At 47.4% G+C, this 13,539-nt stretch carries 10 protein-coding genes; 3 read left to right on the top strand and 7 right to left on the bottom strand.

Going from position 1 to position 13,539, the window contains the following annotated elements:
- Window positions 1–1,506, top strand: coding sequence for an EAL domain-containing protein (locus tag CWC46_RS11890; RefSeq protein ID WP_021016356.1), 1,506 nt, complete (start codon window positions 1–3; stop codon window positions 1,504–1,506).
- Between the two features lie 168 nt (window positions 1,507–1,674).
- On the top strand, window positions 1,675–3,030 hold the full coding sequence (gene yegD, locus CWC46_RS11885; protein WP_021016357.1) for a molecular chaperone: 1,356 nt from the start codon (window positions 1,675–1,677) through the stop codon (window positions 3,028–3,030).
- A gap of 127 nt (window positions 3,031–3,157) precedes the next feature.
- On the opposite strand, the gene CWC46_RS11880 is transcribed toward yegD, so the two are convergent.
- From CWC46_RS11880 to CWC46_RS11870, 3 genes are all read right to left on the bottom strand, one after another.
- Window positions 3,158–3,967 carry an arylamine N-acetyltransferase family protein gene (locus tag CWC46_RS11880; protein WP_021016358.1) on the bottom strand — a complete coding sequence of 270 codons (810 nt, stop codon included), beginning with the start codon at window positions 3,965–3,967 and terminating at the stop codon, window positions 3,158–3,160.
- Between the two features lie 165 nt (window positions 3,968–4,132).
- A complete protein-coding gene (locus tag CWC46_RS11875) occupies window positions 4,133–6,496 on the bottom strand; it encodes a glycoside hydrolase family 31 protein (protein WP_021016359.1) in 2,364 nt (787 codons plus the stop codon).
- A gap of 33 nt (window positions 6,497–6,529) precedes the next feature.
- A complete protein-coding gene (locus tag CWC46_RS11870) occupies window positions 6,530–7,831 on the bottom strand; it encodes an MFS transporter (protein ID WP_021016360.1) in 1,302 nt (433 codons plus the stop codon).
- A gap of 316 nt (window positions 7,832–8,147) precedes the next feature.
- On the opposite strand from CWC46_RS11870, the gene CWC46_RS11865 reads away from it, so the two are divergent.
- Window positions 8,148–9,218: a LacI family DNA-binding transcriptional regulator gene (locus CWC46_RS11865; RefSeq protein WP_021016361.1), complete on the top strand. Its 1,071-nt coding sequence runs from the start codon at window positions 8,148–8,150 to the stop codon at window positions 9,216–9,218.
- A gap of 205 nt (window positions 9,219–9,423) precedes the next feature.
- Here CWC46_RS11865 and CWC46_RS11860 read toward each other — a convergent pair whose 3' ends face one another.
- The 4 genes from CWC46_RS11860 to nagZ all read right to left on the bottom strand — a co-directional run bounded on the left by CWC46_RS11860 (window position 9,424) and on the right by nagZ (window position 13,530).
- A complete protein-coding gene (locus tag CWC46_RS11860) occupies window positions 9,424–9,963 on the bottom strand; it encodes a glycine zipper 2TM domain-containing protein (protein WP_021016362.1) in 540 nt (179 codons plus the stop codon).
- 328 nt (window positions 9,964–10,291) lie between these two features.
- A complete protein-coding gene (locus tag CWC46_RS11855; protein WP_021016363.1) occupies window positions 10,292–11,590 on the bottom strand; it encodes an NAD(P)/FAD-dependent oxidoreductase in 1,299 nt (432 codons plus the stop codon).
- 309 nt (window positions 11,591–11,899) lie between these two features.
- Window positions 11,900–12,442, bottom strand: coding sequence for an alpha/beta hydrolase YcfP (gene ycfP, locus CWC46_RS11850; protein WP_021016364.1), 543 nt, complete (start codon window positions 12,440–12,442; stop codon window positions 11,900–11,902).
- Between the two features lie 59 nt (window positions 12,443–12,501).
- Entirely contained in the window at window positions 12,502–13,530 is a 1,029-nt protein-coding gene (nagZ, locus tag CWC46_RS11845; RefSeq protein ID WP_021016365.1) for a beta-N-acetylhexosaminidase, read from the bottom strand.
- Between the last annotated feature and the right edge of the window lie 9 nt (window positions 13,531–13,539).

Here is a 13,539-nt window from a genome sequence, read left to right as displayed (position 1 = left end):
ATGAATAAACTAATTGCTTCTTTAACCTTTTTAACGATGCTAATCATCGGGGTGGGGGTTATTTATTATCAGGATTATCAGGCTGATTATAAATTAGCGGTATCTAATGCCGAGAAAGCTGTCAATAATATTGAAACGGTTATTAATGAAGCGCAACAGACGGCTGAACTCAGCATCCCCTTGCTGGGGCGATCCTGTACCCCCGACGTCATCAGAAAGCTCAATATGATGGCGGCCAGAGAGAGTCATCTGAGAACCGTAAGCCTGATTAAAGACAATGTGGTTTATTGTTCCTCGTTATTTGGTGTAGACCATCGCCCGGCGATGCTGGCACGTTTTTATAAAGGGCAACTGGCGTTATTAGCCGGCAACACGGTTACACCAAATACCCCTTTGTTGATGTACCTGAAAACCACCGCCAACGGTAGTGTGGGAATAGGCATTCATGTCCCTCCCCTCATCAGCGTACTTAATTTTCTCAGTAAGCGGCGGAGCTTGTATATGCAGGCTGGCTATACCTGGATTTCCGTTGACGGTAAAGTGATGTCATTCGATCCGGATAATCATCGTAATTTTGTTATCATCCCTTCCAACCGATATCATTTTGCCGTTTTATTCTCTTCCACCGATGACTATTCGCTTAACGATTTCTGGCGTCAGGAAAAAATGACATTTCTGGTTATTCTGCTGATTTCACTCAGTTCCGGGGGTCTGACTTATAAATACTTAACACAAAGCAAATCACCTTATGATGAAATAAAAAGGGCCATTCGAAATCAGGAAATCATTCCTTTCTATCAACCGGTGATAACCACCGAGTCACGCGAAATATATGGTTTTGAGGTGCTGGCCAGGTGGAATCATCCCCGAACAGGAATTATATCTCCGGACGTATTTATTCCATTGTGCGAACAAAGTGGTCTGATTATTCCTTTGACGCAGTCGCTAATGAACCGTGTCATCCAGGATCTCAGTCTTTATCTGGATAAACTGCCCGACGGCTTACACATTGGCATTAATATCAGCGCACAGCATTGCCAATACGATGGTTTTATCACCGATTGCCAGAATTTCATGGACGCGCTCGGTGATAAAAAAATTCGGTTGATGGTTGAAATTACCGAACGTGAAAAAATTGATATCACCCCGGAAACCATTTCATTTTTCAAAAAGCTGAGTGCAGCAGGTATTTTGATCGCACTGGATGACTTTGGTACCGGATATTCAAATTTTGACTATCTCAGAAAGCTACAAGTAAATATCATCAAAATTGATAAATCATTTGTCAGTATGATTAATCGAGAAGACCCGCAAGCCAGCGTACTGGTGAACTGCGTCATTGATATGGCACAGAAAATGCGATTAGTGACTATCGCCGAAGGCGTAGAAACTGAATTTCAGGCTGAGTTCCTTTCCAGCAGAAAAATTGATTTTCTACAGGGTTATCTGTTTTCAATACCCATGCCTTTTGCTGAATTAGTAAAAACATGGCTGGATAAACCGTAGATTGAAGACACGCTACAACGATAAACAAGCCTCGGTGAACGTACATCCTAAGTGCAACCCTCTGACACCTTATTATCAAAACAGACATTTATCAGTCATCCATCTTTACAACTGCCTCCTCAAAGCGGTAAATTCCCGCCCCTTCTCTAATGGCATGGGGATATAACAATGTTTGTAGGTTTTGATTATGGCACGGCAAACTGCTCTGTCGCGGTAATGAACCAGGGTACGCCACGGCTACTTCCATTGGAAAACGGTTCACCCTATATGCCGTCGATGCTTTGTGCGCCAATGCGAGAAGCCGTCAGTGAATGGCTATGGCGTCACCATCAGGTGCCTGCCGACGGGGAAAATGCGCAATTATTACAGCGGGCGATCAACCTTAACCGCGAAGAGGATATTCACGTTCACTCCGGCAGTGTTCAGTTTGGCCAAGCCTCACTGTCACACTATATGGACGACCCGCAAGAAGTCTGGTTTGTTAAATCGCCTAAGTCCTTTCTTGGCGCCATTGGCTTGAAAGCACAACAGGTGGCTCTGTTTGAAGACCTGGTCTGCGCCATGATGCTGCATATCCGCCTACAGGCTGAACTACAGCTCGGTGATAACATTCATCGTGCTGTAATTGGTCGTCCGATTAATTTTCAAGGTATTGGCGGCGAAGAATCCAACCAGCAAGCACAAGGTATTCTGGCGCGGGCCGCACAACGTGCCGGATTTCAGGATGTGGTGTTTCAATTTGAACCGGTCGCCGCCGGGCTGGATTTTGAGGCCACGCTGCACGAAGAGAAACGCGTGCTGGTAGTGGATATCGGCGGCGGTACTACCGATTGCTCAATGCTATTGATGGGACCAAACTGGCATCAGAAACACGAACGTCAGCAGAGTTTGCTCGGGCACAGCGGCTGCCGGGTTGGTGGTAACGATCTGGATATTATGCTGGCTTTCAAACAACTTTGCCCGTTGCTCGGGATGAATGGCAGCACGGAAAAAGGGACAGCATTGCCGATTCTGCCTTGGTGGAATGCCGTTGCCATTAATGATGTACCGGCGCAAAGCGAATTTTACAGTGCGGCATGTGGGAAGCTTCTGCGCGACCTGATTCGTGACGCCCGCGAACCTGAGCAGGTAAAACGATTATTGACCGTCTGGCAACAAAAGCTGAGTTATCGGTTGGTACGTGTGGCTGAAGAGCACAAGATTGCGCTTTCGGCGAGTGAAACCACACTGGCTGATTTGCCCTTCATTGCACCCGATCTGACAACCCGGATCTCCACTAGTCAGTTGAAAGAGGCGATTGTCCAGCCGCTGGAACATATCAAACAGCAGATTGCGCTGGTGCAGAAAGACGGACAGACCCGACCGGATGTCATTTACCTGACCGGCGGCAGCGCCCGTTCACCGCTGTTGCGCGACGCCGTACAGCAGTGTCTGCCCGGCATCCCGATTGCCAGTGGCGATGATTTCGGTTCTGTCACCGCAGGCCTGGCCCGCTGGGCGGAAATTGTGTTCCGGGAAGCATGAACCAAACTAGCTGGCTAACGCCAATGGCGACTACAGCTTCTGTCATTCTCTCAGGCGTTCAGGCTATGGAGTCTGAACGCCTTATACCGTGAACTGAGTTTTTTGCCAATTGCAGGTGTGAATTATTTCATAATGGAGAAGCTAACGAATCGAACCAGTGCTGAACGTTATAATCTTCCGGCAAACGGATTCCGAGATGGTGGCTTAAGCACTCAATATAACGGCTACAATCCGTAATGACGTCTTCAGTTCTGTTGCCCTGCCGCGTAATAATTAATTGATTATCCGACAACGTTATTCGACCATCTTCCGTTACCCGACTGCAAATCGATTTTTTCGTAAACAACGATTGAGGGGATGTTTGGTGATAATCGGCCATAACCGCGAAATCATCCAACTGCCAGGAATGCAAATCAAAAATATACAACGGTGCCCAGTCGGCATGCGGTTTCTTTTGTAACAACTGATAGCCATCATCAAAAGGAATAATTTTATAGCTCGCGGCATCTTCATGAGAAACCGTTCCATCCAGTAAAAGCGGAATACAAAATGAATCACCAAAACTTACATCAGCGATGAGCGTCTGGTTATCCAGATCAACCAGTAAAAGCAGATGGTCAAAATAAGCGCCATATCCTTCAACATTAAATACCCGGCCAGATAACAACTGCGTAGTGAAACCCAGGGTTTTTAATAACAGATAGAAACCATAATTCAGTTCATAACAGAAACCGCCGCGTCCATTTTCAATAACCTTTTTATAAATGGCGGATTGACTCAATGTTATCTTTCTTTTAAAAACCACATCCAGATTTTCAAACGGGATATTTCTGAGATGGGCGATATGCAAAGTTCGTAATAACAATGATGGTTCTGAGGGCAGTGAATCAACGCCAATTCTCTGGAGATAATAATGTAATTGTGTGCTATCCAGCATTTTTCATCCTCGATAAGCCGGTTAATCTCTCTCATTATCTCAGATAATAACGCCGACGATCATATTGATAAACCTGCAACTTTCTATTTTACAACTGCAATTGGAATAAGAAACGCGTTGACCTATGCCAGCGTAACGCGCTTCTCTACAACAATGGACTATTACTCAGAGAGAATAACAATCAGTTTTACGCGAGTTAATGTACAGTTGCCGTTTTTCTCCCGGTGGCAATTGCAGCGCAATTTGCTGCCAAGCCGGATGGAAATTGCCCTTTGGGGTGAAACAAACATCAATACGCTGGCTATCACAGGTCATTTCCCAGTGCAGCCATAATGCATCCCCCTGCCGCCAGTGATGGGTTTCTCCATCATCCTCAAACAACACGCCACGCTGTTGCCCTGCGGCAAGTGGTGGGAATACCAAAAACGCTCGCTGGTCATCATCGGCCTGGCAAACAAAGCGCGTCCGTGCAGCAATCGGAATCATAGCCCCGGCCCTTACCATCAACGGTAAACGTTCCAACGGCGCATCCAGTGTTATCGTTTGCCCTCCGCTGTACCATTGGCCACTATAAAATTCATACCAGCCGGTCTCATTATCCGGCAGATAAACCTGACGTTGCCGTTGTCCCGGTTCCACCACACTGGCAACCAGCAGATCCCGTCCCAACATGAAGTCATCGGTTTCGACAAACGTCTGTAGATCATGCTCATGATCGAGAAAGGTCGCTCGCAGCATCGGTTCATCTTCGGCGCTGGCCAGCCACAACAACGTATAAAAGTACGGTAACAATCGGTAGCGCAGCATGATGGCATCACGAATGATCGGTGTTACCGCCGGATACATCCACGGCTCATTGACCGTACCATCGTCATGCCACGAATGAATGGTAAAGCGTGGATGCATAATCCCATTTTGTACCCAACGCACAAACAGTTCCGCATCCGGTTGATGCCCGGAGAATCCCCCAACGTCATGGCCGATGTTATATAACCCCGACAGGCTCATTCCAATTCCCATACGGGTGTTATAACGCAGCGTCTGCCAACTGGTACGATTGTCGCCACTCCAGGTCTGGACATAACGTTGCATTCCGGCACAGCCAGAGCGGGAAATCAGATAAGGACGTAACTGTGGGGAAAAACGTTGCTGAGCTTCCAGTGAGGCCCGCATCATCAGTAATGGCATAACAGGTCGGATATGTTTGATGGCAATTTCTTCACCAAACCCGTGACAACGAGCCTCTTTGTCCCAGACTTCAAATTCATTATTGTCATTCCAGGTCGAATCTATGCCATTTTCCAACAGTTGAACCATGATGTTCTCTTGCCACCATGCCACCGTCGCCGGATTGGTGAAGTCGAGATGAGAACCTTCATCATCCCAGAAGCTGGAACGTTCGGGAGAGTCGCAATCTGCATCACGGATGAACAACCCTTGTGAGGCGACCTCCTGATACCGCGGATGATCCTGTAACAGGCAAGGTTTGATATTAGCGGCAAGTTTGATGCCCGCATCATGAAAGGCTTGCGACATAATCTGCGGGCTCGGCACTTTGTCCCGGTTCCAGTGAAAAACATAGCGCTTGCTACCGATCGAAGTATATCCGGAAGAGAGTTGAAACGAATCACAGGGAATATCGTGTTGTTGACACAGCGCGATAAACTTCATTAGCTGCTGCTGCGCATCAGGCGCATCGGTATAGTGCATCGTTGAGCCACTGTATCCCAGACTCCATTTAGGTCCGAACAGGGTTTTCCCGGTCAGCCGGACAAATGCTTTGGTCACCGCCAGAATTTGGGGGCCGAGAAACAGATAGTAATCCAGATCGCCGGCTTGCGCCTGATAGCGTCGGTATGGCTGATGGTAATTGTCGATTTCATTGCCCAAATCGAGCCATGTCGTGCTGAGATTGTCATAAAAAACACCAAAGCTGACGTTTCTACGGTGAGTAATGGTAAAGGGAAGATGTTTATAGAGCGGATCCGTCGTTGCCGCGTTATATCCCATTGCATCCAGATTACGGAATTCAAACCGACGGCCCGTCCGATTGAGATCGCCGCTTTTCTCTCCCAAACCATAGTAATGATCTTCAGGGAAACGGCGTTGATAATGCTCAACGCCATCACCATGTTGATTCAGCAGATACGCACCGGTCGGCCGATCGGCGGCTAATGGCTGCCATTCGCCCTGCGAATCGCAATATTCCCACTCCAGCCCCAAAGGCTGATGAATCGTTATTCGCAGGCGATCAGTACTGAGTTGCAATTCACCATCCTGTTGCCGCAAGGAGAATCCTGGCAGACTAAATCCATCCGTACTTTCACGCGACCGCCCCTGCCACGGCACATCCTGCTGCGGCGCAATACTCCAGGTACGGTTCAGGTGTAACTTTCCATCCTGTTTAATTAATACCCGACATAGGCCGGGTTCAAGAACATAAAGTTGGAAAATATGCCTATCATCAACCAGTAACTCAATCCGATCAGCGGTTTGCTGATGGAATACCCAGTTTTTTAGTGTTTTCATGCGTAACTCTTTTTCATTATGGCGATAGCAGATTTAATGTACTCGTGAGCGACGCTCAGCGATAAATGCGATCAGGAACACTGCACCGAACAGATCGAAAAAGCCCATGGCGATAAACAAAGGGTTAAAACCAATCTTGTCCGCAGTCACACCGATCAACAGTGAGAATAGAAAGCTGGCAATCCAGGCGAAAGACCCGCGCATACCGTTGACAGTGGCCATCTGCCCTTTGTCAAACGATTCCACCACCAGCGCACTGAGCATGCACGAGATCACCTGATGACCAAATCCACCAATCGAAATCAACATGATAGCGACGTAAGGGTCTTTAGTTATGCTGACCAACGCCAACGATATCATCAGAAAGGCACCGGTTACTGAGCTGGCGACGACGGAGTTAATCCGGGAACAACCGAACAACCGGGCATATAACCGGGTCAGATAACCACTGATTACACTACCAAAATCAGCCGCCAGAAAAGGCAACCAGGCAAACATGGCAATATGCTTCAAATCCATTCCCTGATCTTTGGCCAGATACAGTGGAACCCAGAAGCTCAACACAGCCCACGCCGGCTCTGCCATGAATGCTGGAATAGCGATACCATAAAAACGCTTATTCTTTGCCACCGTCGCCAGCGCAGTGAAAAAAGGCTGCCTGACCGGAGCCGGTTCATTATCCTGCTTGATAATTGCCAGCTCTTCACGACTCAAATTGGGATGCGTTTCCGGGCTATGGTAAAACAACCCCCAGAGTACCACCCACACCATTGCCAACAGGCCGGAAAACAAAAATGCACCTTGCCAGCCAAAAGACACGTGAGCCAGAACAATAATCGGCGGTGCCAACATCGCACCAATGGAAAACCCGACCCCGGCCCAACCGGCCGCAATTGGGCGCTCTTTTTTGGGGAACCATTCGCCAATGGTTTTGGCATTGGCCGGAGTAGCGGCTGCCTCCGCTCCGCCCATAAAGAAACGCAGGACAGCAAGCTGTAACCAGCCACTGACGCCTGCGTGCAATAGGCTCATCATTGCCCAGACAATGGCGCAGACCATAAAGCCCACTTTCAGGCCAATCACATCTATCAACCAACCGCATAATGGCTGGAAAATGGTATAGGCCAGTTGGAAAGCGCCGACAATCCATGAATATTGTTCGGTACTGATATTGAGGCTGGTTTTCAGTTCCGGGGCCAGAATACCCAGAGAGTTGCGAGTAATGTAGTTGACCGTTACACCAAGCAGGAACAGGACAAGCATCCACCAGCGCAAATTTTTCAATTTACGTTTTTCTTTTATTACTGATGAAGACTGATTAATGTCGAGACTCATGATGATCTCCTTGTAGGACCGCACTGACTGACAGCGTTCTGCTATATGCCAAACCCACCAGTCATCAAGCTGTGCAGAGTTATATGTTTATCTTTTTGTTTTTTAAAACATTTATAGTTAATGAACCCAGTGATCAGCACTGAATTGATTTATCGGAGTCAAGATAGAAGAATTGAAAACCTGGGAATACCCGAATTTTTGCAATTATTTTCATGTTATGTTCAGAGAAACATCTTTCTGGCAGAAAACACCCGTATGAAAGCTATTTATCTGTCATGAAAATTTTTTCATTTGATAAATGTAGTGAGATCACAAAATGAAAAGAAACCTGAAAATACGCGAAATCGCGGCACAAACGGGGTTTTCGATCAGTACAGTCTCTCGTGTGTTGTCGGGAAAAACCAATACCAGCAACACTGCCAGAGAACGCATACTTCATTCAGCCCGACAGCAGGGCGTACTGGATGATTTGGTCGTGGGGCGTTTATTGCTGAAGAGTTTGATGATTTTCGCGCCATCCCGGGCATTCAATGTGCGGTCTGACATTTTTTATCACAACGTTATTCAAAGCATCATCGAGGCGCTGTCATTGCATGATGTGCGCCTGCGCTATTGTGGTCTGGAAGAGAATGATTGTGATGTGGCACTGTTTCTGGAAAAAATGCGTGATCCTGAAACAGAAGCCGCCATGTTGGTGGGTATTGATGATCCGTATGTTCATGCGCTGGCAACCGACCTGGGTAAACCCTGCATTCTGATCAACTGTATTGATCGCAAAATGAAGCTACCGGGTGTTTCGCCAGCACATCAATTGATTGGCGAATTCTCAGCTAACTACTTATTTGAACAAGGGCACCGCGAGGTACTTACTCTTTTATGTCTGCGGCGTTACACCATGGAGCTTCGTCTGGCAGGTATCCGTGATGCCTACCAAAGCCATAATTTATCCTTTGACGAAGCGCGATGTCTCTTGACTACTCAAGGATTTAGCACGACCGAAGCAGAACAGAAAGTCACTGAATTTTTAGCCGGTTGTTCGCCAGAACAGATGCCGACAGCCATATTGGTCGGCGGTGATTTTATGGCGGCAGGTGTAGTAAATGCATTGCATAAAGCCCAGTTACGAGTACCACAGCAGGTTTCCGTCATGAGTATGGATAGCGCTAATCTGGCAGCGATTCATGATATTCCCCTGACGTCGGTGCAGGTACCGCGAGACGAATTAGGTAAAGAAGCCGTCAGATTACTACAACTCCAGCTTATGCAGCCGGACAGAGTAATGGGTAATCTGCTATTGAATGGCACGCTGGTGATCCGTGATTCGGTTAAACGCATTCGCCCGAGTAAAATGCATGCCCCGGTACAGGCAGATAATCTTTATGACTGAATAGACATACCAAATGGAAAAAAGCGTTGGCTATAATAATAGCCACCAACACCCTAATGCTGCTCACTTAACCCTGTTTTAAGAAGAGAGACCACGTTGGGTTCCCAGAGAGATACCTAACGTGGTTGTTTTCCTCTGTAGCCGGGTTTCATAACCGACAATCATTACGGTAAAAACGCCGTTTTTGTTTATCTGATACTCAAATTTAAACCTGCGGATTAAGCACTAACTGACCATTGCGGTCCAGTGGGATTTGGGTGCCAGGATCGCGATCCATTCGGACTTTGCCTTGCCGATCACCAATTTTATAGGTCACGTCATAGCCCAGCACTTTCTGCGATTTATCATAGACCGTATTACAACGCTGTTGGGAGGTCACATAGGTATCGCTGTTCTGCATTTTCCCCTGAACTTGATTCCCGGCATAACCACCAGCCAGCGCACCCGCAACTGTTGCCACATCCTGACCACGACCACCACCGATCTGATGTCCAAGTACACCACCCGCAACTGCCCCCAGTAACGAACCGGCAAGACGATTTTCATCCTGCACCGGTTGACGATGTGTGACCGTCACATTACGGCACTCCTTACGTGGTGTTTTCACCGTTTCTTTAATTGGGATTGCTGTCAACACTTGCGCAAACTGAGGTTTGGACGAAAAGACATCCAAACTGGCAGCTGCAGCCAGCCCCAATGCCGCAACCATCCCGATACTTATACCCGCTAACATTGATTTGTTCACAGGAAACCTCCTGACTCTATGACTATACATTGTTCATCATCTGCCCCGACATGCATTACACGGCAGCGCAGAGATTACATCTAAATAACCATCCTTCAGAGATAGTGACATATACACCGCCGCCGCCAGTAAACATGCGAGAGTTTGCACAATGTCTTTCTCGCTCACAATAGGATTTGTTAACTAAAAATAGTAGATTGGTGACAATAAAAACCCAATTGGGAATTTTCTTAACGAGAGTGCGCAAAAAGACGGGATATTCTGCTGCCCAGAGAAGAGTATCAATAATGTAGCTGGCCTGCGAATGCAGACCAGGAGGGACAAACGATCAATGCAGCTTCAGACGCGGACGGATCACTCGGTTGATACCACCTACCAACATCATCAATCCCGTTTTAATATATCCATGTAGTGCTATCTGATGCATACGATACAAGGAAATATAAACGATACGGGCGATTCGGCCTTCAATCATCACCGATCCTCGCATCAGGTTGCCCATCAGACTACCAACCGTGCTGAATTTAGACAGCGAAACCAGTGAGCCGTGATCCTTGTATATATAAGGTTTCAGTGACTGACCATTCAGTAGCGCAAGAATATTGCTATAGCAGTGTGACGCCATCTGGTGCGCGGCCTGAGCACGCGGTGGCACAACGCCTCCAGTTGGCTGCGGACAGGAAGCGCAGTCACCAAGGGCAAAAATATCAGGATCACGGGTTGTCTGTAACGTTGGCCCAACCACCAACTGGTTGATACGGTTGGTTTCCAAACCCGCAATGTCCTTTATCGCGTCGGGTGCTTTAATGCCCGCCGCCCAAACCATCAGATCGGCATTGATAAATTCACCATCCCGGGTATTCAATCCGTCCGATTGCGCACTGGTCACCATGGTTTTGGTCAATACCCGGACACCAATATTGGTTAACTCCTGATGCGCGGCGGCAGAGATTCGTGCTGGCAGCGCCGGCAGAATACGTTCACCCGCTTCTACCAGCGTCACGTTCAGCGCTTGATTATCTAATCCGTCAAATCCGTAACTATGTAGTTGTTTAACCGCATTGTACAGTTCAGCAGACAGCTCAACCCCAGTAGCGCCACCACCAACAATAGCGATATTCACCCGATCCTTCTCGCCATGGTGGGCTGTAAATTTCAGGAACAGATTCAGCATTTCATTGTGAAAACGGTGTGCTTGTCTGGGGTTATCCAGGAAAATGCAGTGATCTTTAACGCCAGAAGTACCGAAATCATTCGATATGCTACCCAACGCCATCACCAGAATGTCATATGGCAAGGTACGCTCCACTACCAGCAGTTCACTCTGTTCGTTACGGATTTCCGCCAGTTGAACCACTTTTTTTTCACGATTAATATCCGTCAACGTACCCAACTGAAATCGGAAATGGTGATGGCGAGCATGCGCCAGATAGCTCAACGCATCCATATTATCATCCAGTGAACCGGTAGCGACTTCATGCAATAACGGCTTCCAGAGATGGCTATGGTTGCGATCAATCAACGTGATTTCAGCGTTGCCCTTGCGTCCTAGTTTATGACCCAAACTGGTTGCCAGTTCCAGTCCGCCCGCACCGCCGCCGACAATCACGATTTTTTTGATTGGCATTGATGTCAAAATAACCCCCTGAGAAAATAATGAACCAATAGTTAATAATAAGTTAAATAGAGAATAACATTATATTACATAGTGTTATGTTTAAATTAAATCGAGTGATTTTCATCAGAATAGCATGCGTGGTTATTTGGTCACACCAAAATTGATATATATCAATTTATTTTAGTTACATAGGCCACGAAGCCGCTATTTTAACCTATTGTTCAATAATTTAGAGTGGGTTTGTTCATTTAGAAAAGGGCATCAGGCCCGTATCATGCTGAGCCTGATGAGGTAAAGAAAAAAGAAATTTGAAAGGAATTATCCCAGCGTTTTAAACGCTTTCATTCTCTGCAAATGCGGTGAGATATTCTTGAATTTATGGGTTTCAGTTTCATCCCAAATAATTTCGTAGTAGTTATCCAGCACTTGGGCAGTATGCTGGCTATCAAGAACTTCATCATGACGGGACAACATTACCAGACAACGATCACGATTTTTTTCACGAAAGTTATCCACGCATTTGGTGGCTATATCCACATACTCTTCGGGACGATCAATTTTCCCTAGCATGTTTTCCTGTGGAAACAGATTAGGATTGAAGATAGCCTGTCGAATATCACACAGAAAACCAATGCGCTCTGCCCAAAACCCCCCCAGCCCGACACCACAGATAAGTGGACGATCATCAGTACTAAACTGCAACAGTTTGTCCACTTCTTTCAGTAGGTGTTGCATATCATGACGGGGGTGTAATGTGCTGTAGCTAACCAGACGAACATCGTCGTCAATGAACTGCAACTGCAGAACTTTTTCATGGTTGCCGGGACTGCTTGAATCAAAACCGTGTAAGTAGATAATCATCTGTATCCTCACCACTGCATTTACTGACACACCAGGTTATTACCTAATAGAATAGGTGTTTATAGCTTATCCGTCTTGTACGTCTGCCATTGTTCATTCAACGCAATCAACGCTTGATTGGCCTGTTTCCAACGCGGTGAGTCTAGCAATTGCTGACGGGTAAAGGTTCCCCGATGATAAAGATTGCTTATTCCTGCCGCCATAACCGGAGACAAATTATCCAGTACACTAACGGCGCCCTTACGTTGGTTACACACCAGAATCATATCACACCCGGCATCCAGCGCCGCCTGCGCACGCGCCGTATAACTTCCCAACACAGCCGCACCTTCCATTGAGAGATCATCAGAAAATATGACGCCGCCAAAACCCAGCTCCTGACGGAGTACCTGTTTTAACCAGTAAGGAGAACCACTGGCAGGATGCGGATCAGCATGAGTATAAATTACATGGGCAGGCATGACGGCATCTAACTGCTGACGTGAAATCAACTCACGAAACATCCACATGTCGCGCGTACGAATTTGATCTAGCGGACGGTCGTCTCGAGGGGTTTCCTTATGCGAATCAGCAATAACAGCACCATGTCCGGGGAAATGCTTACCCGTAACTTTCATTCCCGCGCTGTGCATACCATCAATAAATCGACCCGCCACGGCCAATGCAATTTCCGGTTGGTCATGGAATGAACGCTCGCCAATCGCGGTACACTGATGACCCACGTCCAATACCGGGGCAAAACTGATATCGATATCCATTGACACCAGTTCCGCCGCCATCAACCACCCTGCCTCTTCCGCCAACTGCTGGGCACGGGACAGATCGTTGAGTGCCGCAAATGCCTGTGCTGCTGGCAACGTGGTGAAACCTTCACGAAACCGTTGCACCCGGCCACCTTCCTGATCCACCGCTATCACTCGCCGCGTCCCAGAAACCTGGCGGATTTGCCGCACCAGTTCTCGCAACTGTGCGACATCATGAAAATTTCGGCTGAATAGAATCACGCCACCGACCAACGGATGTTGTAAAACTTCACGATCTTCAGCATCCAGCTCATAGCTGGCAACATCTAACATTAACGGCCCCACAAAAACCCC

Origin of the sequence: Prodigiosinella confusarubida, from assembly GCF_002847015.1 — a bacterium.
GTDB lineage: Bacteria > Pseudomonadota > Gammaproteobacteria > Enterobacterales > Enterobacteriaceae > Prodigiosinella > Prodigiosinella aquatilis.
This window is presented reverse-complemented; position numbering and strand designations above follow the sequence as displayed.